Source organism: Gudongella sp. DL1XJH-153 (assembly GCF_049310905.1).
GTDB lineage: Bacteria > Bacillota > Clostridia > Tissierellales > Tissierellaceae > Gudongella.
The window spans coordinates 12,525-37,085 of sequence record NZ_JBMEMN010000013.1 but is presented as its reverse complement, the minus strand read 5'-3'; the positions used below and the strand labels follow the sequence as shown (position 1 = coordinate 37,085).

The window sequence follows — 24,561 nt, the reverse complement described above, 5'->3', positions numbered from 1 at the left end:
ATTATCAACATTAGGCTCTAATTGTACGGTATTACCCTTTATTTACACATCCATTGTTATCTGATATGATTAGCTTATTATCAATACTTTGAACCGTGTCCAGATAGGAGAATGCTATATGAGTCTATTGATGAATTACAATGACCAAAGATTTATCAAAATCGCACAATTCATTTTTGAAGAGCAGTTTAGAAGAGACCCCAAACTTGAAGAGGAAATGGATGATCGAAGAAAGAGACTTATGTATGACGATGTCATATACAACATAAGTTATCTGATGACTGCAGTCCATTTCAGTGACAGTAAAATATTCGAGGGCTACGCTCTTTGGATTTACGAACTTCTTTGCAATATAATGAAAGACCTTGACCGAGACAGAATAATGCAGTTTATGACGGACCATTACAGTATTATGTCCGAGATTCTAAACAGCCATGGCAAGGAGCTCCTCACAGAGGATGAGTTAAAAAAAGTCACAAAGTATCTTGAAGTTGCAGTCGAAGCAACAAAAAAATCGGTTACTGAGATCCCTCTTTCAAAATTCTTTATGGAGGGTGAGCATTTCGAAGTAAGAAAAGCTTATCTGGATGCCCTAATTACAAATCAGTCGAAGCAGGCTTATGAAGTTATTAATAATGCTAAAAATTCCGGATTGCCACTAACAGATATATATGAAGAAATCCTTACAAAAGTAATGTATGAGATAGGTTCGCTATGGCATCAGAATATAATAACTGTGGACAAGGAACACTATGCAACATCTGTGACGCAAACTGTAATGTCCAGATTTTACGATGAAATTTTTGACCGCCCTAAAAGGAACCGTACACTGGTATCATGTTCAGTTGGCAGTGAGCTCCATGAAATGGGCATAAGGATGCTATCTGATGTATTTGAGTATAATGGATGGAATACTTTCTATCTGGGAGCGGCATTGCCAGAATCTGCTTTGTTACATGCGATAGATGAATACAAGCCGGATCTCATTGCCCTTTCAGTAACCATGCCTCCTTACCTTCCTGTTTGCGAAAGCATCGTTAAAGCAATCAGAGAACATCAGCCTAATGTTAAGATTGCAGTAGGTGGACAAGCTTTCTATTATACAGATGAGCTTTGGAAAAAGTGGGATGTGGATTTTTACTCTGAATCATCAAAAGATCTTATACACTGGGCTGATACTGCTATTTAAGGATAATTACAATATTTAGGATAAGGAGACCAGAATGGATAAAGACTATACATCATTCTTATTGCAATGCGATAGACAAATGAATATAATCAATGCTTTCTGGTACAAACCAGTATATCTGATTTCACCTTATCAGAGAAAACTCGATGATATTTTTGCTGAAGGCGATAAAGAAAGGGTTAATCAACTTGTTCAAAAGGCATTTGCCCAGGATGAAATTCTCTCTTGCGGGGGATTGTTTAAGCTAACCAGTCCAGAAACAAGGATCTCACTTTGTATGATGTCAGCGGGTGAAAAACTATTGGTTCATGGTATAGATTCCTCTGTATTTGACTCTGAAAATACGGCCACTGCCGTTAAAGATATCGTTCATAAATTCATGCAGATAATTAAGGATTCTGATACCAGTCTAATGTCAGAGAATGAAACCATGATCCGATATCAATTTGAACAGATACAAAAGCTTAACAACTCGCTAATTAATACCCAAAGACAACTAAAGAGAGCAAATTCAAAATTGAATCAACTTAATAATGACCTTAGCAACAGACTAGTTAAGGACGCTCTGACAGGTCTGATAAGCAGATACCAATACAGAGAGGAAATTGAGCTCACAATAAGCAAAGCTCCTGAAAAACTCGGGATATTCACATTCATTGATTTAGATGATTTCAAGAGTATCAATGATACTCTTGGTCATAGAGCCGGGGACGAGTACCTTAAGGTATTCGCGCAGCGATTGACCCAACTACCCTATAAAAATATTATCTGTATGAGAATTGCCGGAGATGAGTTCGGACTTTATATACACGGCTACGATGATGTATCCAGTGAAGATATCAAGGAAATCTGGTCCCAGATCAAAAAATTGGTTCTCAAGGAGCCGATTGTTCTTGAGTCCATAGAAAAAGATGTATTTTGCAGTGCTGGTATGGCTGTTTATGGAAGAGATACCAATGAAATTTATGATCTGATCGAGTATGCTGATTTTGCCATGTATGAGGCAAAAAACTCCGGGAAGAATTCCTATAGCGAGTTCAGTATGGAGCGATATAAAAACAAAGAAACATCTATTCTTTAGATGGCAGTTGGAAAAGGAGACTTGCCAAATGATATATAATAACAATAAAAATATTAAAACACTGACAATGTCAGCCTTTGCTCTGGCATTATCAGTGTTTAGTCTTCTGTTATTTCGCGGTCCTATAAGTATAGCTTCAACATTTTTGATTCCAGTAATAATCGTTCTTTTTTCAAGAGGTCAGTTGAAATCTTATCTTCTTGTTTACGCAGGGCTTTTTACAACTACTCTATTGTTTTTCCCCACACAGATAATTTTTGTAGCTACTTATATGCTATTATCCGCTTTACTTAAGGTCTTCTTTATAACTTCTACTTTTAAAGTAAATATAAGCCTACTAGGAGTAATTGGTTATATATTGATTGTTTCCTTGGTCCTATTTGTCGGCATAAGACTTACCGAGCTGGTGTTCCTTGTTCCTCTTCATACCATGATGCTAAGGATTTCGGGGAATAACTTCCTGTCATATTCTTTGATACTAGTTATTGAGGGAATTTTTGTCAGTATTTTTAATATCGGAATTCTACGACTTTTTGTCCCAAGGATAGCTACTTCTTGAATGATACTATCAGTTGAAAGCCATAATTCTGAAATGGCTTATTTTTTTCTTAAAAAACTTGACATTTCCTTTTATGCGTAATATATTACCTATTGTAAGGGTAATATGTTACGTGTTTTTTTAAGGAGGTTTATGATGAATGCAGCTCGTAATGAAATCACAGGAGAATTGCTTGCACGTTTTTTTCAATTATCAAACAAACTCCAAACCTACTTGGATCAACAGCTTAAGGAGGATCAACTTACAACAAAACAGATGTTTCTTATGATTGTTATTGGTTCATTTGATTCAGATCCTGGATTCTCTGAAATCAGCGATAGATTTGGCACCAGCAGACAAAATGTCAAGCAGATAGCATTAAAGCTTGAAAAGAATGGTTATGTTGAGATTTATACAGACGAAAAGGATTCCAGGTTCAAACGCATCAGATTCACGAATAAAGCTACCGATTATTGGAAAAAGCGTGATGAAATGGATATGCTTATGTTGAACAAGTTGTTTGGTTCAGAATCAATTGAACAAATGAAACAATTGAGAGATACAATGAGACAAATTGATGCAAGTATTGATTCATTTAGTAAAAGTCAGGAGGATGAGGATGAAGATGATAATTAAAACTATTGGACTTATTATATTGGTAGTAATTGTAGTTATGGGGATAATTTCATCTCTTAATCTAACCAATCGAAAGTATCAGAAGCTCGTAGAAGATGGGCTAGGAAGTGAATCCAAAGAGGAAATTGAACTTATAAACAGTGATGATCTGACCGAAGTGCCTGAGCTTGTGAGAAAATATCTTAATTATGTTGGAGTTGTTGGCACTGAAAAAGTACATAATTTCAGAATTGTACTGGATGGTGAAATGAAGATGAAACGTGATGCAAAATTCTCCTCTCACAGCGCTCAACAGACTAGTTTTATTGATCAGGGCATTCGTTTGTTTTATATGGATTTATATATGAATGGAATAAAAATATCTGGTTTACATCATTTTGACAATGATGATGCTCGGATGAAAATCAAAGTCCTGGATATCTTTACCGTGGTCGATGAATATGGTGAAAATATGCGAAGGGCAGAAACTGTTACATTCTTCAATGATATGGTTATCTTTGCTCCTCAAACCTTGATAAGCAAGAAGATCAGTTGGGAAGATATTAATGAATCAAGTGTAAAGGCTACTTTCACTCATAATGGCATAACCATTGATGCTATGCTTTTCTTTGATGAAGAAGGCAAGTTAATCAATTTCATATCAGAAGATCGATTGGCATTGGAGAACGATGGTTTAAACTCACCTGTTCCCTGGTCAACGCCCATATCTGAATATCAGCATATTAACGGACTGAACTTGCCAAAGTATGGTGAAGCGGTTTGGCATTATGATGATGGTGAATTTACTTACATTACTCTAAATGTTCGCAGCATCAAATATAATATTGATAGTCACGAATCAAAGAATTAACATTTTTTATGGAAAATAATAAAATAACGTCAACCAAAATGAGTGGTTGACGTTATTTTTACTTTGCTTTCTTGGCTTTCTTAGCAGGCTTTTTAGGTTTTACAGCTTCCTCTTTAACCTTCTCTTTTGCATCCAGTCGAGCTTGTTCCATTTTCTCTGATTCAAGATTCTGGAGATCTACTGCATTGTCATAGTCTTTTTTTATTACTTCTTTAAGCTTTGGATGGGTTGTTTTCAAAAACTTGCCGAATGCTTCCGGATACTGAAAAAGTTTTTCTCCTTCGACATCATCAAAAACTACCGAAATGTTCTTCTTGTCAGCTTCTACAATTGTTCCTGTTCCAAACTTGATGTGTTCAACCTTTTTATTAACAAATTTCATTTTACTGCCTCCTTAATCCTTCCTGACACCATTACTCAAATCTCCTGATCTTCTACTCAGCTTCTTTGACATCTTCAATAGTCAAGTCATACTTCTCCCTAATTCTTCTTTCTATTTCATTTGTAATTTTTGTATTCTCCCTAAGGAATTGCTTTGAGTTTTCTCTTCCCTGACCAAGTTTTTCATCATTGTAGGAGAACCAAGAGCCTGTCTTTTTGACCAAATCCTCCTTGACCCCAAGATCCAGCAAATCTCCCTCTCTTGAAATCCCTTCATTATACATTATGTCGAACTCAGCCTCTTTAAAAGGTGGTGCTACCTTATTCTTCTTTACCTTAACCCTGGTACGATTCCCTACTATACTATCTCCTGATTTAATGGAATCAATTCTTCTTATGTCCAGTCTTACGGAGGCATAAAATTTTAAGGCCCTTCCACCTGTTGTTGTTTCTGGACTACCAAACATTACTCCGATTTTTTCTCTTAACTGATTTATAAATATTACCACACATCTAGACTTGCTTATTGCACCTGCAAGCTTTCTGAGAGCCTGAGACATCAACCTTGCCTGAAGTCCAATATGTGATGCACCCATTTCTCCTTCCAGCTCTGCTCTTGGAACAAGGGCTGCAACTGAATCAACCACAACAATATCTACAGCACCTGATCGTACCAGTGCTTCAGTGATTTCCAAGGCTTGCTCACCTGAATCAGGCTGCGAAATTATCAATTCATCTGTATTGACTCCAAGTTTTTTTGCATATGATGGGTCCAGGGAATGCTCAGCATCTATAAATGCTGCCGTTCCCCCTCTTTTCTGTGATTGAACGATTGCATGAAGAGCGAGGGTAGTCTTTCCTGATGATTCAGGACCATAGACTTCTATAACTCTACCCTTTGGAAATCCTCCAACTCCAAGCGCCACATCCAAAGCAAGAGATCCAGTTGGAATTACCTCTATGTTAACTACTTCATTTGTTCCAAGTCTCATAATTGAACCTTTTCCAAATTGTTTTTCTATTTGCCGTATGGCATCTTCCAATGCTATATCTCTTTTTTCATTTGTAGTCATGGTCATCAATTTCCCTCCATTAAGGTGTTTATCACATTATGTCGAATTTTATACCCGTTACTCACGTCTAAAATGTCAACTTAGTTGACTATATAAGTTTATACTTTAAAGTCAAAAATGTCAACTAAGTTGACATTTCGCTTGCACCGCTATATACTAAGTATTGAAAATTTATGGAGGTGTAATCTTGAACTCAAATCTCGAAAATCTTGACTTGATAGACCTTATAAGCGAACGACATCTACAGCTTAGAAATATTGCTGAAAGAGAATGGAATGAAAAAGGAGATATCCACATTTCCAATTCTGAGTGGTTTATCTTAGCTAGAATATATAAGAAAAGCCCATCCGTTTCCCAGGTCACCAGACGTGTAGATATGTCTAGACAGGCAGTTCACAAGCTTGCCAAAAGTCTTCAGTCAAAAGGACTTGTTGAAATAACTGATTCCAGACACAATAACAGAGACAAGTGTCTTATGTTGACGGAGCTTGGAGTGGATTGTTATGAAAAGAATTTGTTGCTAAAAAAGGAGCTGGAACAGGATATAGCCAAAGAAATAGGTGTAGATGGTCTTTATGCTTTAAAAGAAAAACTGATGTCAAATTGGGGCTTAAAGTAATCATTTGAACTCATCCATTGCGTTTCTTCAAATTTTACTTGTCCTTAGCACTATATAAGTTGTATACTGTGTATTAAATATATTAATTTTCAGAAAATTAATGATGATTTATTCCACCTTATAATTTGATAGAAAGGATTGATTAGATGAGAAGCGATTCAGTAAAGAAAGGCATACAGCAGTCTCCACACAGATCCCTGTTCAACGCCCTTGGAATGACCGAAGAAGAAATGAAAAAACCCCTCGTAGGCATTGTAAGTTCCTACAATGAAATCGTACCGGGTCATATGAACCTGGATAAAATTGTAGATGCTGTGAAGCTTGGTGTTGCATCCGCAGGAGGAACACCGATGGTATTTCCTGCAATCGCAGTTTGCGATGGAATAGCAATGGGACATCAAGGAATGAAGTACTCCCTCGTCACTCGTGACCTTATAGCGGATTCTACAGAAGCTATGGCTATGGCACACGGATTTGATGCTCTGGTAATGGTTCCAAACTGTGACAAGAATGTTCCGGGATTATTGATGGCTGCTGCCAGAATAAATGTTCCAACCATTTTTGTAAGTGGCGGACCCATGCTTGCTGGCAAGGTTGGTGGTAAGAAAACAAGTCTTTCATCTGTATTTGAAGCTGTTGGTTCTTATGCATCAGGTGATATGAGCTTGGAAATGCTTGAGGAGTTTGAAAAGAAAGCCTGTCCAACCTGTGGATCTTGCTCAGGAATGTATACTGCTAACAGTATGAATTGTCTTACCGAAGTTCTGGGTATGGGATTAAAGGGGAATGGTACAATTCCCGCAGTCTACTCCGCCAGAATTCAGTTGGCTAAGAGAGCTGGAGTACAGATTATGAACCTTGTTAGAGATAACATCAAGCCGAGGGATATCATGACTGAAGATGCTTTTATGAATGCACTTACAGTGGATATGGCTCTAGGCTGCAGTACAAACAGCATGCTGCATCTTCCTGCAATTGCACATGAAGTTGGAGTAGATTTAAATCTTGAGATTGCCAATGAAATAAGCTCAAAAACACCTAACCTTTGTCACCTGGCACCAGCTGGAAATACATATATTGAGGATCTTGACGAAGCCGGTGGAGTTTATGCAGTGATGAACGAACTGATGAAAAAGAACCTCTTGAAAACAGAGGTGCTAACCTGCACTGGAAAAACCTTAGAGGAAAACATCGAGGTCTGCCACAATATGAACCCTGATGTTATAAGACCAATTGATAATCCATACAGTAAGACCGGTGGCATAGCGGTACTTAAAGGTAACCTGGCACCTGATTCCTGTGTTGTCAAACGCTCTGCGGTCCTGCCTGAGATGATGAAGCATGAAGGTCCTGCAAGGGTATATGACTGCGAAGAGGATGCAATAACCGCCATAAAGGGAGGTAAAATTGTGTCAGGGGATGTCGTGGTCATAAGATACGAAGGACCAAAGGGTGGTCCTGGTATGAGGGAAATGCTCAATCCAACCTCTGCAATAGCGGGAATGGGCCTTGACCGTACTGTAGCTTTGATTACGGATGGCCGCTTCAGCGGCGCTTCAAGAGGTGCATCAATAGGTCACGTTTCACCGGAAGCTGCAATAGGTGGAAATATTGCGCTTGTAAATGATGGTGACATTATAAGAATTGACATTGATGCAAATACAATAAGTTTTGATATTACTGATGAGGAACTTCAGAACAGAAAAGATAATTGGATCCCGAGGGAACCTAATATCACAACAGGTTACCTTGCAAGATACGCATCTATGGTTACATCTGGTAATAGAGGAGCAATTTTGGAAGTGCCTAAGAAGTAATGTAATCAAAAAACAAAAAGAACCGTCCCGGATGTTTGTGTTTGGGACAAAAAGGACCGTCCCCAGCGTCTTAACAGCGTCTTAAGAACCCCATTACCTCGATATTCAAAGGTAATGGGGTTCTTAAGTTTTCTATTCAGTTTGGTTTATTCACTTTCAATATCTTCAATAAGCGTTTTCATTTCATCTATTTCTCTTTTCTGTGCTTCAATAATTGCATCTGCCAATTCCCTTACTCTTGGGTCAGATAGATTCGCTCGCTCACTGGTCATAATTGCAATTGAGTGGTGTGGTATCATTGCCTTCATATAAGAAACGTCCGCTACTGTAGTCTGGCTTCTAACCAAAAACAATGTAAGTCCAACTACAACTAAACTGCCTAAAAGAATTGCAATATTTGCCTTGCGGTTGGTTAGCATATGGAGCATAAATGTCATCATTATTATAGCCATTACAGCTCCCATCAATATTGCCATATATAGTCTCGTTTCACTAAAAGTAGCATGCTCAATGGCATAAGTATTCAAGTACATTAGACCAAACATTACAACAGTGGATGTCATAATCATCCCACCAAATCTAAGATAGTTCTTCATAACATTTCACCTCTCTTCAATAATTAACAGTCTCAATTATTACATACCCTTTATCGTAAAATGTATTCGATTTGGAGTTTATCATGACTTGTTTACAACATTTGATCCCAATTCTATCCACCTGCCAAAGGCGCAAGGAAGCTTAGTGTATCTCCGTCTGAAAGCTTTTTTCCCAGGGGTTCTTGTTTGTAATTCAGACTATAGAATCCCATCTTATAAACTATTTTGGGAATGCCAATAGCTTTAAGCAGATCTCCAACTGTGCTATCATCAGGTAAAACTATCACTTCATCCTCATCCAAGAGGTCTTTCTTGCCAAAGGGACCGGGAAAAACTCTAATTCTTATCATCACAGTCACCACTATTCTGCTTCGAGCAGGGCTAGGATACCTAGTTCTTCAATTGTTTCCTCAAGAGGAATCCCTGTGTTTTCATCCCATCCAAAATGCTTCCAGTGACCTTTCATCATATCCTCGATCGGTACTTTTCTACCTTTTAATGGGCCTTCCTTCATTGGGGGATTCCCAGCAATACGGTCGTGCATCTTGAAACTAATTGGATCTATACCCTCTCGGATATTGAACATCTGTCTTAAGGTCTGCATCCTTTTCCCAATCTCCATATACTCATCTGGGGTTTTGTTCCAGCCCGTTGCACCATTCAAATAATCAAACAGTCTCCAGTTACCCAGTCCGGAAATCATTGCAAAAAGACAACCACCCGATCCGTCCAGAACTTGTTTGATACAGCTGTTTGCGACAGATTTCAAGGCAACTTCATCCGTCACCTTATACTTGCTGACTTTTGATGATTTATTGGTTATCTTTGGTGCCCAGGTTACAAAATCCCACAACCTCATGTAATTGTAGTATAAGCCTGCTCCAATTGTGTGTCTTCCGGGAGTAGGGTCAGCAGAAAAATGTATTCCAAGTATTGGATCCAGCCTTGGATCATGCATTCCTGGTTCCTGTCCACCGGCATTTATGGCGTATCTTTCTGAATCCTTTCCTATTCTTGCAGCAGCCATCCTGACACCATCAGCTAGAACATCTCCTATACCCTTTCTGCTCACCATTTTTTCAGAAAGAGCCACTATCGCTTCCGAGTTTCCCCAAGTAAGTTCAAGACCATCTGTATCTTCCTTGGTGATTAGTCCATTCTCATAGCACTCAATTGCAAAAGCTATAGTATTACCTGCCGATATTGTGTCCATACCTGCCCTATTCATAATCTCATTTATATAGTATATTGATTCCAGACTCTCATTAAGCAAGAGAGCCCCAAAGGAATTTACAGTCTCATATTCAGGCTTGTGTGTATGCTCGAATCTTCCCTTTGTCACATCAGAAATATTGCAGACACCTCCACAGCCGATTACGCAGGAATAACAATAATATTTCTTCTCCTCTCGCTCAATTATTCTATCTGGATTCATGTTTTTATAGGATGAAAAGTGATAATCAAGTATGGATCCATCCCAGTTTTTAACTGGGCAGTCTCCACTGGGCAAGCCGAAGGTGTTTGAAAATATCGTTCCCCATCTTTTCATCATAGGGACACTCATCATTCCATCCTGGGGCATTAAACCGCCAGCCTTTTCCATGATTCTGTTCAGCATCGGCAGCATGCTTCCCTTTAGCATTCCAGGCAACTTAACGTTCTTTACCTTGTCACTGTACTCCCTAGTGATTTCCATAATCATTTCTTTGTCATATGCTTCAATCTTACCTGTGCCGGTTAGGACTATTGCCTTCAATTTTTTTGAACCCATCACTGCACCGAGACCTGATCTAGCTGCCATTCTGCCCTTGTCATTTGATATTCCAGCTATTAGGGACATCTTCTCTCCGGCTTGCCCGATTGTTGCCACGGCACATTTCCTGTCTTTACCGTGTAAGTGGAGAAGCAACTCCTCAGCTTCAACTGCATCCTTACCCCAAAGTTCAGATGCATCCATAAGTTTAGGACCATCATCATCAATATATAGATATGCTGGTTTTTCAGAGATTCCTCTAAAAAATATTCCATCATAGCCACTTCTCTTTATTGCAGGGGACAAGTTGCCACCGCAATTTGAATCTCCCCACCCACCTGTAATAGGAGATTTTCCAACAGCCATCCACCTTCCAGTTACAACACTTCCCGTTCCTGTAAGAAGACCGCTTACAAAACCAAGCACATTATCCTTACCCAGTGGATCGGCTCCTTGAGGTATGGTCTTGTGTAAATAATATGCTCCCAGTCCTACTCCTGAAAGAAAGTTTTCATATATCCTATCAGGTACCTCTTCACTATGTATATCTCCTGTAGACAAGTCCACAAACAATACCTTTCCCATGTATCCTCTCATTTTGCATCCTCCTTCCTTCACCTTTATTGTTACCCATTTGGCATATTCTTATCCTCAAAAAAAAGGAAAGCCCAACTGCGACTTATCCTCATCCTAAACTTAATTCTTCTTCTTGCGTTCCTTGTAGTCTTTTTCAATTCTTTCCTTCCAGTCCTTATCAATTACCTTCGTTGCCCTTTTCATGCTCACTGTTTCACTTAGCACCTCGTAGTTTAGCTGAGTCCCTTCACTGTCTGCGTGATAATTGACGGCCCTGTCTCTTCCAATCCCAAATCTCTCGGCTGTTTCAGCTGCATCAATATTTGCTCCGAGAAACAGAAATTCCCAATCATATTTTTCTTTCTGATGATCAATCATTCTCTTGATCTTCTCGTAGCTGTACTCCCTGCTTGAATTTTCCATTCCATCTGTTATGATGACAAACATTACATTTTCAGCCTGCTCTTCTTTTGCAGTATGTTTTTGAACGTTTACGATTTTCTGGATGGTTTTTCCCAAAGCATCCAGCAATGCTGTTGTACCCCTTACATAATACTCTCTGGAAGTTATTGCCTCCATTCCCTTAATGTTTATTCGGTCATGGAGCAACTGATAGGTGTCATCAAACAGTACAGTTGTTACAAGGGCTTCACCTTGCTCTTCCCTCTGTTTTTTCAGCAATGAATTGAAACCCCCAATTGTGTCACTTTCAAGGCCACTCATGGAACCGCTTCTGTCTAGAATAAATACCATTTCTGTTAATCCTTTTTTCATGATGATTCCCTCCTCTTTCCTTTGATCTAAGAATATCATCTATGAAATATGGAGTGGTCGCATAAGAGGCGACAAATATATTAATAAACTTTTTAAGATCCAAGGGTAGTCTGGTCAAAAGCAAACAGAGCTTCGTTAATTTCAAATATATTATAATTCTCTTCCTCAATAAAGTATTCAACAATAAGATCGAACTTATGGCTGTGTGATAAAGCAAAACCTGCACTTAGCAATAAATCTCTTGACTCGTCAAGATTTAGCATAAGCGCTATTGCAAATGCAATTGCAGTGGACTTGCTTGGTTTGTAGTTAATGTCATTTCTTATCTTGGAGAAGTGTCTTCTGTCAATATTCGCTCTTTTATACACATCTGCATCAGTCATTCCCTTTTCATCAATCAGTCTTAAAAGCATCTGTGAGAAAGTCTGGTCTCTGTTCTTTAGAACTTCATCAAGACTCCGCCTTGATTCTTTGACAGGTGCATCAAATGATATTGCTTCCTCAAGGTAATACTCCTGATTCAACCTTTCTGCACGTGAATCAGGTCTATAGATGCGACTTTCTTCTATATATCTATCGTCAATGTATTCTTCTATTGATAAAAACAGTCTTTCTGACAGCTGAAAAGCTTTCTTGTCATAGACAACCAAGTATACTGTCATCTCATTTTCCAGAAGAAAATTTCCAATGGCTGATATGGCAGTACCCAATGCCTTAGTCTTTGGATATCCGAAGACACCTGATGATATAAGCGGAAATGCAATGGTTTCCAGATTATTCTTTTTAGCTAGTAATAGTGAATTTGTGTAGCAGTCTCTCAATTGTTCTTCCTCGTTATCATCTCCGCCATTCCAGACAGGACCAACAGTATGTATTACATATTTTGCATGCAAATCATATCCCCTTGTAATCTTGGCTTGACCAACCTCGCAGCCTCCAAGCGTTTTGCATTCTTCAAGAAGCATAGGACCTGCTGCTCTGTGAATGGCACCATCGACACCACCCCCACCTAGAAGTGACTTGTTTGCTGCACTTACAATTGCATCAACATGAACCTTTGTTATGTCATTTCGGATTATTTCCAATGGCATCAGATCATCTCCCCAATAATATATTATCCCGGATTCATCTCCTTCATACCCTACTCTGGTCTTGACACTTCAAATACTGAACCTTCTCTCCTATACCCAAGGGTATCATAGTAACCATCCACATCTGACATCACATACACAGTCATTGGAGGATAGTCGGAATATATGGACTCCATAAGCGATTTCCCGATACCTACACCCCTACATGACTTCCTGACCAGGAGATCGCACACATAGATGTAGAATCCATTGTCATTGATTGATCTTGAATATCCGCATATCTCCCCACCTTCATAAGCAACATAGGTTATTGAGTTCTCAAGTGCCTGTCTGTACATTTCATTCACTTCATCTGCCCAGTAGCAATACCAATCCTCACCTTCATCCCTTATCATTTTCATAAGCCCTGCTTCGTCCTGATCTTTCTGATATTTTCTAATTTCCATACTTAACCTCCATTACACTTTTTCCCATATTCTATATTATACTAAAAAGAATGGACACTGACTTAATTCAGCATCCATTCTTTCGTAATTATTAAAGAGAGTCTATCAGCTCAATTATCTCCTTGTTTTCCGGTATATCCTTCATTGAGTGTCCAAAATGGACATATCTGAGAATTCCTTCCTTGTCCACCAGCATTTGTGCCGGCATTCTTCCAAGCTTGAAAAGGTTCACTTCCTGCCCGTAAAGCTTTAGCACCGAGTGTTTTTCATCTGGTATTCCGTGAAATTCCAGCTTGTTCTCTTCCCAGTACTTTTTAAAGCTTTCGGCATTTTCTGGCCCGATTGCAACTATTTCCGTGTTTCTTTTCTTGAACTCATCATGGTCTTGATGCAACTGCATCATATGCTTTCTGCAGAATGGTCAAACAAAACCTCTGTTAAGTACAATCAGAACGTTCTTGCTTCCCTTGAATTCTGATAGCTTGAATTTTTCTCCCTTGAAGTCATTGATTTCAAAATCCGGTGCTTTTTTATTTACTTCAACACTTGCCATTTAATTCATCCTCTCTTGGGAAATAATTGGTTTTTGTATATCATCGTATATACCCTCTATTCCCCAAAAAACTCCATCCCCTCATTCTTAAGCCTTCTCTCCCACATGGATTTCAACAATTCCAGCTCTTCCGTGTAATCGGTCTGTGACTCATCCCTACCATACTCAAGAATCTCAAGAACATCCATTTGAAACTCTGACTGCCCTTTGATTTTCCATTCCGTCTGAAGTTCCTGATTTGGATGGCTTCCAAAATCCAGAGTGAATTTTGATCTGTTGATTCCACTTTTGATGTTTCTTGTGGCTTCAAGCAGACACTTCCTGCCATCACTTGATTTTATAATATACACACCCATATCGGGTATTGTTTTTTTATAGGCTTCCTTTAGTTCTTTCCTTCTATCCATCTATTACTACTCCTTTCTTTCAATATTCCCTACTTTAGCCAGTATGCCTTTCCATCAGCAGTTCTATCCATAAACCCATACTCAATCAGATACCTTCTGATGACAGCATAGTCATGGAAAATTTCCTTGATTATTTCATTCATCTCCAGCTCTGTATACTTTTCCCCATGGTCAAATTGACCAGCTATTCTACCAAGGATGACTATCTTCTTTTTTTCTTTGCCTGGAAATCGCTTAAGTTTAAGTGGATTAAGGCTTTCAAATTCAGCTTCCAAAATCTTGTCCTTTTCCTTCTCCGTTATCACATATCGATCATCAACCATTGTTGCACTACCATGAACCGGGACAATTACATCTTCAGGATTTGATTTTTTCTCTATTGCCTGTTCATATATTGCCAGGAACAGCTTTGCCTGCTTGGCTTTTTCCCTTAGTGTAAATCTTTGGTTTCTTACAGTGGAGGGGGACAATCCGAGTTCCTGCGAAATTTCCTTATCTGACATCCCAGTGTAAATCTTCCAAACCAAGTCCTTTTGATTTGCAGTTAATGAGTTGTACTTGGAATCGCTAAACAGAATGTCCTTAAGGCTTCCATCATGTTCATCTTCAATATGGATTTCCACAGCCTTGGATGCTTCGAATAACCTATCACCAAATTTATATATTTCTCCTGCTTCATAGAATTTCTTGCAGTTATTGCAGACATATCTCCCTGATTCCTTTTCATATTTATATCCATTCTTCAACTCTTCTATTGTGAGCTTCTCAAGTTCCATATTCTTTCTCCTTTCGTTTACTATATGCATAAACATATTATAGTTTTGTTTGTTATAGAAGTCAATATTTATTTTAATCGTTTGCTATCAATGCAAGTAAAAAGCATTCAGACCTATTCTGAATGCTTTCAATTTATTGTCTATTCGATTTCCAATTTCCTCTTATTGTTGTCCATAATGGCAATCCTACATTCACCACCAAGATTTTTTTCTGCCAGCTCTGCAAGCTCATTTATGGCCTTTTCAAGATCTTCCGCCCTTGTTGGATCAACAGATTCAATACATAAAAATGCATTGCTTGTTTCCTCTCTGAGCATTGTCCTTACTGATTCGCGCCAGTTCCAGCATCTGCAAATTGCTCCTTCATCATCCTTATATACCACTTCCCCATCATAAGGTGGCTCGCTCTTTTCTGACCCAAGGGTAATAAAATCCTCATCCCCAAGAGCCCTGGTCAGCCTTATATCTCCTGCAAATTTATCCATATCCTCTCCACCACAGGGAAGAGCATACCTTAAGGAAATTGAATTATACATATCAACTAGTGGATTGATTGCCCCTATTCCCTTTCCATTATGTGCTCTCTTAAGAAGTGCTTCTATCGATGACCGTGCTCCCTTTTTTGTCTTAAACTCCTGAAAAGCCTCTCTCCATACCTTTATAACCTTGTTATCGCTGAAATTCTCATCAGGCAAATGCTTTAAGGCTTGCTTTTCTGCACTCTCTAGCATATCGAGATACTGCGTTTCTTCCTTGATGCTGTTGTCTATGCCTTTACATAGAATTACACCTATTTTTGCATCCGGGAAGATATCCCAGAAATCGTCTTCAATTATAAATTTTTTCACACCGACTCCCCCCTATATAAATAGCTGATCATCAATTCTTCATCCAGCCTATCTCAAAAACTTCCTGTACTGCTCTTCCTCCTGTTCTGTATCATCGCACCATTTCATTCCAATAAATTGGAATCCAGCATTTAACAGAACCTTTGCTGATGCTGGGTTATCCTTATCCACAAGTGCACCAATCACTCTTATGGATGTATTGTCCTTTGCATACCTGAGGCATTCTTCAGTAGCCTCAGTAGCGTAGCCATTGCCCCAGCTCGATTTCTTGAAGTGATACATAAACTCGGCATCACAATCATCTGAAGGAGGGTTTAATCCACAGACACCAATAAATTCTCCATCTTCCTTAAGCTCAACTGCAAATGGTGAAAATCCCATTTTCTCCTGCTGCTTGATATAAAATTCAAGAGATCTTATCTCCCGATCTCTCGATCCAGCTCCTCCACAGTATTTCATGGTTTCAGGATCTCCCCATATTCCCATCAGGTCATCAATATCCTCTCTTTTCAGAAGTCTTAATCTTAATCTATTGGTTTCGGCAATTATCATATACACCAACCCCTGTTTCTATTTGAAATCCATTTTATTCTCACATACACATTATAACAATATTTGTACTTTCAGTACAAAAAAATAACGAAGCAAAATCATATTTGCTTCGTTTACCTATTATTTTCAGCCTAGTATGTCCCTACCGGTGGCTTAAGCTTCTCTGGAAGTGGGCATATATATTTCCCACCGTTTTGTATTTTTACAAAATCCTTGGCTCTCTTTATGGCATCCCTATCTTCCATTGTCCTGATTGCTGATAGTGCCATTACCTTGGCTGCAGTAAGCATTCCCTTTTCACCGATTCTACTGCCAGATTGGGCTGTCATTTGCCAGGTATGGCCAACATTGCCAACACAAGCCGTAGCTATTTGAAAATTAAGCGTCGGGACAACATAGCTTACATCCCCAACATCCGTTGATCCGGAACTGTATTTTCTGTTGTCTTTCTTCCAGGGGTGAACCATCGAATCCAGAGGCTTTTTAAGAATCTCATCGACTTTATCAAATCCGTATATTTCCTCCAGATCCTCTCTTATGGCTTTTTGTGTTGATTTATCATAGGTCCCCAGAAACTCAGCTGCCAGCTTGTAGTCCTCATCATTCCATTTTGGGGGGCCAACCTCCATCAAGCACTTGTTTCCAATCTCAGCAAGAACGCCATTGGAAATATAATCTGAAAATGCCATGGTAATATCATGCTCAACTGTGGTTCCTGTCATAAGTGATGCTCCCTTGGCAACATCCACGACCCTGTCAAACAAATCTCTCATCTGTGAAACCTTGGGAGCTCTAACTTCATATTTCACAAGGCTTCTGTCCTGTACCACATTCGGAGAGACTCCACCTGCGTCCATATATGCATAATGAATTCTTGCCTGATCAATCATATGCTCACGCAAGTAGTTGACCCCAACACTCATTAGCTCTGCAGCATCCAGCGCACTTCTCCCAAGATGAGGACTTCCTCCAGCGTGAGAAGTCAATCCCTTGAATCTGAAGTTGGCTCCCATTATGGCTACAGTCCTGTCTGACTGAACACCATTTTTTGTAGCCGGGTGCCATGTATATACAAAATCAGCTTCATCGAATATGCCTTCCCTGGCCATAAACTGCTTTGAACCTGCTCCTTCTTCAGCAGGTGTTCCGTAGTAAATGACAGTTCCTTCTTCACCCGTGCTAGTTAGATACTCCTTAAGGGCTATTGCAGCTCCAAGGGATCCTGTTCCAAGAAGATTGTGACCACATCCATGTCCTGGTCCATCCTTTACCAGCGGATCCTTCCGTGGGATGCCTGGTTTCTGGCTTAAGGCATCCAGTGCGTCGTATTCTCCCAAAAATCCAGCTACCGGTTTCCCCTGTCCATACCTTGCAATAAATGCGGTTGGCATATCTGCTACACCTTCTTCCACAACAAACCCTTCGTTTTTAAGTATATCCATCAGAATTTCCGCTGATTCTTTTTCCATATATGGCAGCTCTGCAGCTTCCCAGATTTTCCTGCTGGCTTCCTTTAGAAGCTCTTCCTTTTCGCCTATGACTTTCTCTATGAATTCAAGCTTGTCCAATTAAACGCCTCCCTAAAGAATTTTACTTAGAAATTCAATCGTCCTTGGATTTTGGGGGTTATTAAAGATATCAGAGGGACTTCCCTGCTCTTGTATTATCCCATCATCCATAAACAAGACTCTGTCGCTTACTTCTTTTGCAAAACCCATCTCATGGGTTACTATTACAATGGTCATCCCGGTCTGCACAAGGCTCTTGATTACATCCAGAACCTCCTTTACCATCTCTGGGTCCAGTGCGCTGGTAGGTTCGTCAAACAACATTACTTCCGGGCCCATGGCTAAAGCTCTTACAATAGCAAGTCTTTGCTTCTGACCACCGGATAGCCTTGTTGGGTACTCATCCTTTTTATCAGCAAGTCCTACTCTAATGAGAAGTTCCATGGCTGTTTTTTCAGCTTCTACTTTTAGAATACCCTTCTCAAGTACAGGAGCCAGGGTTATGTTTTCAAGCACTGTAAGATGTGGAAATACATTGAATAGTTGAAAAACCATCCCAATGCTCTGACGGTGAAGATCCACATTGACATTCTTATTAGCCAGGTCTACTCCCTTGAAAATCACCTTGCCTTCTGTTGGTTTTTCCAGTAGATTCAAGCATCTGAGAAATGTACTCTTACCACTTCCCGAAGGACCGATTATTGATATGACCTCGCCTTCGTAGATGCTCTCGTTTATGTCTTTAAGGACCTTCAGCTCTCCAAAGGATTTACACAAGTTTTCAACTCTTATAAGTTCTTTTCTACTCATTTGCCTGCAATCTCCTTTCGAATATATCCAGTCCCTTTGACAATATTGAAGTCACAACCAGATAGATAACCCCAACTATCACCAAGGATGGTATGGCTAAAAATGTTGCAGACTGTACGGTTCTGTAGGATGTCATAAGCTCCTGAACAAAAAAGACCGATGCGAGAGATGTCTGTTTTACCATTGTTATATACTCGTTTCCAAGCGCAGGTAGAATATTCTTTACTGCCTGTGGCAGTATAATCCTTCTCATGGTGTTTCTGTTACTCATCCCAAGACTTTTTGCCGCCTCAGTCTGACCCTTGTCAACAGCCTGTATGCCGGCTCTTATTATCTCTGCCACATACGAGCTTGCATTTACAATTAAGGCAATCACTATACAGGCAGTATCTGAAAGAGAAATTGGTGATACCTTCGGCAAAAGAAGCCAGAAGAAATAAAGCTGCAAGAGGATTGGTGTACCTCTTAGGACACCAATGTATAAATTGGTCAGTTTGTCAAGCAGCTTTATCTTTGAAAGCTTCATAATCGCTATGAAGGTTCCAAGGATTGTTGCGACAAAAACTGTTACAGCTGCAAGCCAAAGTGTTCCCATTAGTCCATTCAGATATACATAATCGTATTTTGTCCAAAGCTCAATTATTGTGCCTATCATTTTTTATCTCCTCATATACTAGTAATTGCCTCAAATCTACAGTCCAAGACTCTTTGCGTACTCTGTGTACTCCTTGTGCCACTCATCAAACTCTCCTGATTCCATAACCTTGTCAATTATTCTATTTATCTCTTCAGTCAATTCATCCTCACCCTTAGGCATTCCAATTCTGGTCCCTGACGTTGATTCATCCATATAGAACTCAAAGTTTTCAACCACCATCAGATTTGCACCAGGATTTGCATCGATATATAACTGAGCCATAGGAATTGATGCTGCACATACATCAGCCTTATTCTCCTGGACCATGAGGAATCCATCTGTTGTTGCAGATACTCTCTTGAATTCCTTATAATCAGGAACCTGATCATTTACAAACATCTCCTGCAAAGATCCGCTTTGGGCAACTATGACTTTTTCATCAATATCCTCAGGTCCTTTTATTGATGCTACATCTTCTGCTCTAATAAGCAGCCCGTGTCCCGCTCCACCTTCTGGAAAGTAATATCCTTTTGACATATTCATTGCATCGGCTCTTGCAGGTGTAAATGAAAGGGCTGAAATTGCCATATCATATTTTCCTTCCGTTACACTGCTAAGTACTGCAGAAAACTCCAAAGGTATTATTTTAAGTTCAACACCCAGCTCTTCTGCTATGACCTTGGCAAACTCAACGTCACTGCCAACATACTGCTCCACTCCCTCTTTGCTGGGATCAATAAATTCATAGGGTGCAAAATATGGTTCCATTACCACTTCAAGATAACCTCTTTCCTTGATTTCTTCAAGTCTGTTTGTTGATTCCTGCTCGCTTCCAGCACTTGTCGTACAACCCGTAGCGAACACTGATACTGCCAGCATCATTAGTAACGTTATAAATCCTTTTCTTCTTTTCATTGTCATTGTCAACATCTCCCTTTTAAAAAATTCCAATTAAAAAACTCCCGTCCAATAGTCTACACTAAAGGACGAGAGTTATTCTCGTGGTCCCACCTTAATTTGACAATGCCTCGCGACATCATCCTCATCAGGTACAAGCTTCTATACCCCTGCATTGCTAACGGGTGCAGTTATCCGAATAAAACTACTTGCCTTTCGGCTTTCATCAACCAGCTCGAGGATGTGTTCATCAAAAGACTGCCATACATTCACACCAACCATGTACTCTCTTTAAGCCTTCGCATTGATTACTCTTTCCTGTCATCGCATTACCATATTAAATTAATATTTATAAGAATAACACGTATCATTTGATTTGTAAACCCTAAAAGTAAAATAATTTTTTATAACTTGTTTACGCACAGTCTTGAATGGCTTTTGCTGTTATCCTTTATTTGAAAGATATCTCGTGGCACAATGTGCATAAAGAGCTGAACCGATATGAAGAGCATCTTCATTCAACACCATCCCTGGATTGTGTATGGATAGATTGTACCCCTCATCCACACTACCTACACCAAGATTTATCATGACTCCTGGAACCTCGGCTGCAACAGATGTAAAATCCTCTGTCCCAACAGCTATTGGTATAATATTGAGATTCTCCTCGCCGATAATCTCTCCGCAATATCCTGCAACCTGATCTGTCAGCTCAGGATCGTTATAAAGAGGGCCCATGCCGTACCAGAACTCAACCTTTGCTTCTCCTTTATATGTTCTCGCAACATTTTCAGATATTTCCCTTACCCTGTTCTTAAGGTACTCCCGCTTCTCTTCAGTTGTAGCCCTTACTGAAACCTCCAGCTCAGCATTACCAGCCAGTGTATTGACAGTATCTCCACCGCTTATCTTTCCGACTATAACAACTGCCTGGTCTTCAGTTGGAACTTCCCTTGCAATAATCTGTTGAAGAGCAATAACAATATGTGCCGCTATGCTGATGGCATCTATACCCTTGTCTGGAGTACTCCCGTGGGCATTTTTACCCTTGACATGTATTTTTATGGCATCCCCAGAGAAAAGCGCTGCTCCTCTTGCATATGATATTGTTCCAGTTTTGGAAATTTCATTCCCCACATAAATATGCATTGCAATTGCTGCATCCACTTCTGGATTATGTAGGATCCCAGCTTCTATCATATCCTGAGCTCCTGCAAGCAGCTCCTCGGCAGGCTGAAACATTAGCTTCACTGTTCCTTCAATCTCCTCCTCAGTCTCCTTTAAAACCCTTGCAGCACCCAGCAGCATTGCTGTATGTGCATCGTGACCACATGAATGACAAAACTCATTCTCAGATGCAAATAGAAGCTCTGTTTCCTCCTTCATTGGAAGCGCATCCATATCAGCTCTTAGAAGAACTGTTTTTCCAGGTTTTCCTATTGTGGCTGATACTCCGGCTTTTCCAATCCTAAGAGGCTCAATTCCATATTCCTTTAATTTCTTCTCAACAAATTCAACCGTTCTGTCCAGCTGAAAACCTGTCTCAGGGAATCGATGAAGCAATCTTCTGTTTTCAATTATTTCCTCGTTTATTTCATTTGCAAGTGTAATGTATTCGGTCATATTGATCCTCCTTATTTATTCTATCCCTATTTTAAATTTTGTTGATGAAATCTGTTATAAACCTTTCAGCATTTACCATATCATTTTTATCAGGATGCCCCTGGGACATATTGCCAAAGATATTGAATATTTTCTTGTCGGTGAACTCTGAGGCTGTAAAGCTTCCCTTGCATGCAAAGCTTCCCAATACTATTGCCCCCTTCTTTTTGAGAAGCCTGGTGAGCTTGATGTTGTAAAATTTCATACCCACTCCACTGGTAGAGAACACGAATGTATCCTTGCCACCCAGGTCCAACCCATCAACTATTCCATATAGCTTATGGGATATTGTTTCCCTGTAAATTCCTGACCCAAAGCCTATCAGTGTGTACTCCTCAATATCAATGGCATCATTCTTAAAATCCTTAATATTAAGAATCTCTGCATCAATTTTACTTGCTATTTCATAGGCTATCTTTTCCGTGTTTCCTCTGTAGTCTGAACAATATATTATTAAAGCCTTCATATTCCCCCCATTACATCAAGATGAAAAGCCTTCCATAAAACCTATCTACTAAATATTATAGCAAGGTATTGTCAAAAAGTCTTTTGTTTGGGAATACTTTGCAAAAATGACAGGAAATCTGTTTTAGAATACAAGTATAGTGCTAAACAAAGGAGCTGTGTGAGATGAAGGAAACCAGAGATATGATAAAGGACAAGGATTTATGGGCAGGCTTGAACAACTCAGATTTAACCATCGATGAAGCGAATATTGTAGTATAAAACAGGGCCATTCCATGTTGTGGAATGGCCCTGTTTTAAATCTCTATTACTCTAATCTCTAATCCATGAGAATACATACTCCATATTCTCCGGCAATTGAATCCCTGGGTCTGCTTTAGTATCAAAGTGTCCTGTGATTCCTTTTTCTTTTGCTGCCAAATCAAAGTGTGCAGCTGCAATTCCCATATCTACCCTTTGAATATCGTAAGGGAATCTGTCACTGTAACCGGGTTCTCTATCTTCATAAAAATGTGCGTCTTTATCACTAAGAACAATTCTCCATGGCTGTTTGTTTGATGCTGAAGGTCCCTGTCTCACCATTTCCAGTGGAAAAGCCAGCTCACCTGCATCCTCTTCTTTCAAAGGTGTGTTGAAATCATCACTGAAGAAAAGCTCCTTCCAGCTTTTTCTCTTATCTGCATTAATGACCTTTCTCATGGCCTTTTCCTTTATGTGCTTCTTTTCTGCAGCATATCCATAAGGTGTAATTACTGGAAACAATTCACCTTCCTTCACATTCATGGCCTCAGCAAATCCCTTTCTGTCAAAGGTTCCACCAAGCCAGCATGTACCGATATCCATGTGTGCAAGGTATAATACCAGTGCCTCAAATTCATAGCCCAATGCTAGAAGTGCCATATCATCAAGCTTTATTGTTGTTCCAATATACTGTTTCGCACCTTTAATTACCCCATAAGTCCCAAGCTTTTGCTGACCCTTCATTTCATCTCCGTCAAGAAAGTGAAAATCAATATTATTGCCAAATGGATTATCAAGTGTGCCGATAAATTCCTCAATTTCCTTTCTTGTATCCAGTCCAATCTCCCTATCACTATAATTTCTGACACTGTATCTTTTTCTTACTGCATCTTCAATATTAAAACCTGCCTTCATTGACAACTCTCCTTATTATTTATCGCTATAGTCTATGCCATCCTGTAAAAACGTACCCTGCCTTAAGTCTGTAAATGCCTGTCTTAAATCCTCCTGATTAGTCATAACAATTGGTCCACCCCAGGCTATTTCTTCCTTCAATGCTTCTGAGCTTACAAAAAGAACCTGAGCCACAGATTTTCCATTGTTTGATATGGTGACCGAGTCTCCTTCAGTAAGTCTTACAGCAGTCTTCTCCTTGACTGGTTCTTCACCAACCTTTATTTCTCCCAGAAGTGTAAATAGCATTATAGATTTTTCATGTGGTGTATCCACGGTAATTGATGCTCCCTCATTTACATGGATATCATAATAATCCAATGGAAGGTGTGATGATTTGAATCCATTGATATCCTTGTAGGTTCCAGCAAGAACCCTTACTTTTCCTCCATCATGGGAGACTTCCTTAATCTCCGAATTTCTAATGCTGTGATAAGCTGGAGGAGTCATCTTTCTATTACCTGGCATATTAAGCCATAGCTGTACCCCCAGCAGTCTTTCACTTTCAGGAAGCTTTTCCTCATGAAGTATTCCGGATCCTGCCGTCATCCATTGTACCTCACCATCGCCAATTGTATCTGAATTTCCAAGTGAATCCTTGTGCATCATCTTGCCCTTGTATACATAGCTTATTGTCTCAATTCCTCTGTGTGGATGCAGTGGAAAACCTGCTATGTAATCCTTTGGATTTCTGCTGTCAAATGAATCAAGCATAAGTATGGGATCATAGTCCTCCACTGTCTGATGCCCCAGCACTCTTACAAGCTTGACACCTGCCCCATCCTGAGTTTGAAACCCGGTTACCTTCTTTTTTATCTTTCTTTCCATCTAT

At 39.5% G+C, this 24,561-nt stretch carries 28 protein-coding genes and 1 other annotated feature; of the genes, 7 read left to right on the top strand and 21 right to left on the bottom strand.

From position 1 onward, the window contains the following. The first annotated feature begins 118 nt into the window (after window positions 1-118). The 5 genes from ACOEN1_RS06760 (at window position 119) to ACOEN1_RS06740 (ending at window position 4,294) form a co-directional block, all read left to right on the top strand. The gene (locus ACOEN1_RS06760) at window positions 119-1,189 is read left to right on the top strand and encodes a cobalamin B12-binding domain-containing protein (protein ID WP_422485878.1); all 1,071 of its coding nucleotides are present in this window, start codon (window positions 119-121) and stop codon (window positions 1,187-1,189) included. A 34-nt stretch (window positions 1,190-1,223) separates the two neighbouring features. Continuing rightward, window positions 1,224-2,270 (top strand): GGDEF domain-containing protein, encoded by a 1,047-nt coding sequence (locus ACOEN1_RS06755; protein ID WP_422485876.1) that lies wholly within the window; start codon window positions 1,224-1,226, stop codon window positions 2,268-2,270. A gap of 28 nt (window positions 2,271-2,298) precedes the next feature. Next, complete coding sequence (locus tag ACOEN1_RS06750) at window positions 2,299-2,829, top strand: hypothetical protein (protein WP_422485874.1); 531 nt, start codon at window positions 2,299-2,301, stop codon at window positions 2,827-2,829. A 135-nt stretch (window positions 2,830-2,964) separates the two neighbouring features. Beyond that, window positions 2,965-3,444 carry a MarR family winged helix-turn-helix transcriptional regulator gene (locus ACOEN1_RS06745; protein WP_422485872.1) on the top strand — a complete coding sequence of 160 codons (480 nt, stop codon included), beginning with the start codon at window positions 2,965-2,967 and terminating at the stop codon, window positions 3,442-3,444. Then, the gene (locus ACOEN1_RS06740; RefSeq protein WP_422485870.1) at window positions 3,428-4,294 is read left to right on the top strand and encodes a DUF6544 family protein; all 867 of its coding nucleotides are present in this window, start codon (window positions 3,428-3,430) and stop codon (window positions 4,292-4,294) included. The genes ACOEN1_RS06745 and ACOEN1_RS06740 overlap by 17 nt, the downstream gene beginning before the upstream one ends. Window positions 4,295-4,352: 58 nt before the next feature. Here ACOEN1_RS06740 and ACOEN1_RS06735 read toward each other — a convergent pair whose 3' ends face one another. Continuing rightward, window positions 4,353-4,676: a hypothetical protein gene (locus ACOEN1_RS06735; RefSeq protein ID WP_422485868.1), complete on the bottom strand. Its 324-nt coding sequence runs from the start codon at window positions 4,674-4,676 to the stop codon at window positions 4,353-4,355. A 52-nt stretch (window positions 4,677-4,728) separates the two neighbouring features. Next, the gene (gene recA, locus ACOEN1_RS06730; RefSeq protein ID WP_422485941.1) at window positions 4,729-5,748 is read right to left on the bottom strand and encodes a recombinase RecA; all 1,020 of its coding nucleotides are present in this window, start codon (window positions 5,746-5,748) and stop codon (window positions 4,729-4,731) included. A 187-nt stretch (window positions 5,749-5,935) separates the two neighbouring features. Between recA and ACOEN1_RS06725 the strand changes: the two genes are divergently transcribed. Then, on the top strand, window positions 5,936-6,367 hold the full coding sequence (locus ACOEN1_RS06725; protein ID WP_422485866.1) for a MarR family winged helix-turn-helix transcriptional regulator: 432 nt from the start codon (window positions 5,936-5,938) through the stop codon (window positions 6,365-6,367). Window positions 6,368-6,513: 146 nt separating this feature from the next. Continuing rightward, a complete protein-coding gene (gene ilvD / locus ACOEN1_RS06720; RefSeq protein WP_422485864.1) occupies window positions 6,514-8,184 on the top strand; it encodes a dihydroxy-acid dehydratase in 1,671 nt (556 codons plus the stop codon). Window positions 8,185-8,330: 146 nt separating this feature from the next. Here the strand turns inward: ilvD and ACOEN1_RS06715 are convergent, their stop codons facing one another. The 19 genes from ACOEN1_RS06715 to ACOEN1_RS06625 all read right to left on the bottom strand — a co-directional run bounded on the left by ACOEN1_RS06715 (window position 8,331) and on the right by ACOEN1_RS06625 (window position 24,557). Beyond that, complete coding sequence (locus tag ACOEN1_RS06715) at window positions 8,331-8,780, bottom strand: DUF305 domain-containing protein (protein ID WP_422485862.1); 450 nt, start codon at window positions 8,778-8,780, stop codon at window positions 8,331-8,333. Between the two features lie 113 nt (window positions 8,781-8,893). Then, window positions 8,894-9,130 (bottom strand): MoaD/ThiS family protein, encoded by a 237-nt coding sequence (locus ACOEN1_RS06710; protein ID WP_422485860.1) that lies wholly within the window; start codon window positions 9,128-9,130, stop codon window positions 8,894-8,896. Between the two features lie 11 nt (window positions 9,131-9,141). Beyond that, the gene (locus ACOEN1_RS06705; RefSeq protein ID WP_422485858.1) at window positions 9,142-11,130 is read right to left on the bottom strand and encodes an aldehyde ferredoxin oxidoreductase family protein; all 1,989 of its coding nucleotides are present in this window, start codon (window positions 11,128-11,130) and stop codon (window positions 9,142-9,144) included. Between the two features lie 99 nt (window positions 11,131-11,229). Then, complete coding sequence (locus tag ACOEN1_RS06700) at window positions 11,230-11,883, bottom strand: vWA domain-containing protein (RefSeq protein WP_422485856.1); 654 nt, start codon at window positions 11,881-11,883, stop codon at window positions 11,230-11,232. A gap of 92 nt (window positions 11,884-11,975) precedes the next feature. Then, complete coding sequence (locus tag ACOEN1_RS06695) at window positions 11,976-12,974, bottom strand: macro domain-containing protein (RefSeq protein ID WP_422485854.1); 999 nt, start codon at window positions 12,972-12,974, stop codon at window positions 11,976-11,978. A 50-nt stretch (window positions 12,975-13,024) separates the two neighbouring features. Further along, the gene (locus ACOEN1_RS06690; RefSeq protein ID WP_422485852.1) at window positions 13,025-13,420 is read right to left on the bottom strand and encodes a GNAT family N-acetyltransferase; all 396 of its coding nucleotides are present in this window, start codon (window positions 13,418-13,420) and stop codon (window positions 13,025-13,027) included. Window positions 13,421-13,511: 91 nt separating this feature from the next. Continuing rightward, window positions 13,512-13,973, bottom strand: coding sequence for a peroxiredoxin family protein (locus ACOEN1_RS06685; protein WP_422485850.1), 462 nt, complete (start codon window positions 13,971-13,973; stop codon window positions 13,512-13,514). Between the two features lie 56 nt (window positions 13,974-14,029). After that, entirely contained in the window at window positions 14,030-14,380 is a 351-nt protein-coding gene (locus tag ACOEN1_RS06680; protein WP_422485848.1) for a GIY-YIG nuclease family protein, read from the bottom strand. Between the two features lie 29 nt (window positions 14,381-14,409). Then, the gene (locus ACOEN1_RS06675) at window positions 14,410-15,156 is read right to left on the bottom strand and encodes a DUF2087 domain-containing protein (RefSeq protein WP_422485846.1); all 747 of its coding nucleotides are present in this window, start codon (window positions 15,154-15,156) and stop codon (window positions 14,410-14,412) included. A gap of 140 nt (window positions 15,157-15,296) precedes the next feature. Then, window positions 15,297-16,004, bottom strand: coding sequence for a B3/4 domain-containing protein (locus ACOEN1_RS06670; protein WP_422485845.1), 708 nt, complete (start codon window positions 16,002-16,004; stop codon window positions 15,297-15,299). Window positions 16,005-16,052: 48 nt separating this feature from the next. Beyond that, window positions 16,053-16,556, bottom strand: coding sequence for a GNAT family N-acetyltransferase (locus ACOEN1_RS06665; protein WP_422485843.1), 504 nt, complete (start codon window positions 16,554-16,556; stop codon window positions 16,053-16,055). Window positions 16,557-16,687: 131 nt separating this feature from the next. Further along, window positions 16,688-18,124 carry an amidohydrolase gene (locus tag ACOEN1_RS06660; protein ID WP_422485841.1) on the bottom strand — a complete coding sequence of 479 codons (1,437 nt, stop codon included), beginning with the start codon at window positions 18,122-18,124 and terminating at the stop codon, window positions 16,688-16,690. A 12-nt stretch (window positions 18,125-18,136) separates the two neighbouring features. Continuing rightward, on the bottom strand, window positions 18,137-18,874 hold the full coding sequence (locus tag ACOEN1_RS06655; protein ID WP_422485839.1) for an amino acid ABC transporter ATP-binding protein: 738 nt from the start codon (window positions 18,872-18,874) through the stop codon (window positions 18,137-18,139). After that, window positions 18,867-19,529, bottom strand: coding sequence for an amino acid ABC transporter permease (locus ACOEN1_RS06650; RefSeq protein WP_422485837.1), 663 nt, complete (start codon window positions 19,527-19,529; stop codon window positions 18,867-18,869). Before ACOEN1_RS06650 ends, ACOEN1_RS06655 begins: the two co-directional genes overlap by 8 nt. Window positions 19,530-19,565: 36 nt before the next feature. Then, complete coding sequence (locus ACOEN1_RS06645) at window positions 19,566-20,462, bottom strand: transporter substrate-binding domain-containing protein (RefSeq protein WP_422485835.1); 897 nt, start codon at window positions 20,460-20,462, stop codon at window positions 19,566-19,568. Window positions 20,463-20,490: 28 nt separating this feature from the next. Further along, window positions 20,491-20,742: a binding site (T-box leader), on the bottom strand. Window positions 20,743-20,852: 110 nt separating this feature from the next. Continuing rightward, window positions 20,853-22,031, bottom strand: a complete 1,179-nt coding sequence (locus tag ACOEN1_RS06640) for a M20 metallopeptidase family protein (protein WP_422485834.1) — start codon at window positions 22,029-22,031, stop codon at window positions 20,853-20,855. Between the two features lie 31 nt (window positions 22,032-22,062). After that, window positions 22,063-22,536 (bottom strand): flavodoxin family protein, encoded by a 474-nt coding sequence (locus ACOEN1_RS06635; RefSeq protein ID WP_422485832.1) that lies wholly within the window; start codon window positions 22,534-22,536, stop codon window positions 22,063-22,065. Window positions 22,537-22,847: 311 nt separating this feature from the next. Further along, a complete protein-coding gene (locus tag ACOEN1_RS06630; RefSeq protein ID WP_422485830.1) occupies window positions 22,848-23,690 on the bottom strand; it encodes a nitroreductase family protein in 843 nt (280 codons plus the stop codon). A 15-nt stretch (window positions 23,691-23,705) separates the two neighbouring features. Beyond that, window positions 23,706-24,557, bottom strand: a complete 852-nt coding sequence (locus tag ACOEN1_RS06625; protein WP_422485828.1) for a pirin family protein — start codon at window positions 24,555-24,557, stop codon at window positions 23,706-23,708. Window positions 24,558-24,561 lie beyond the last annotated feature (4 nt).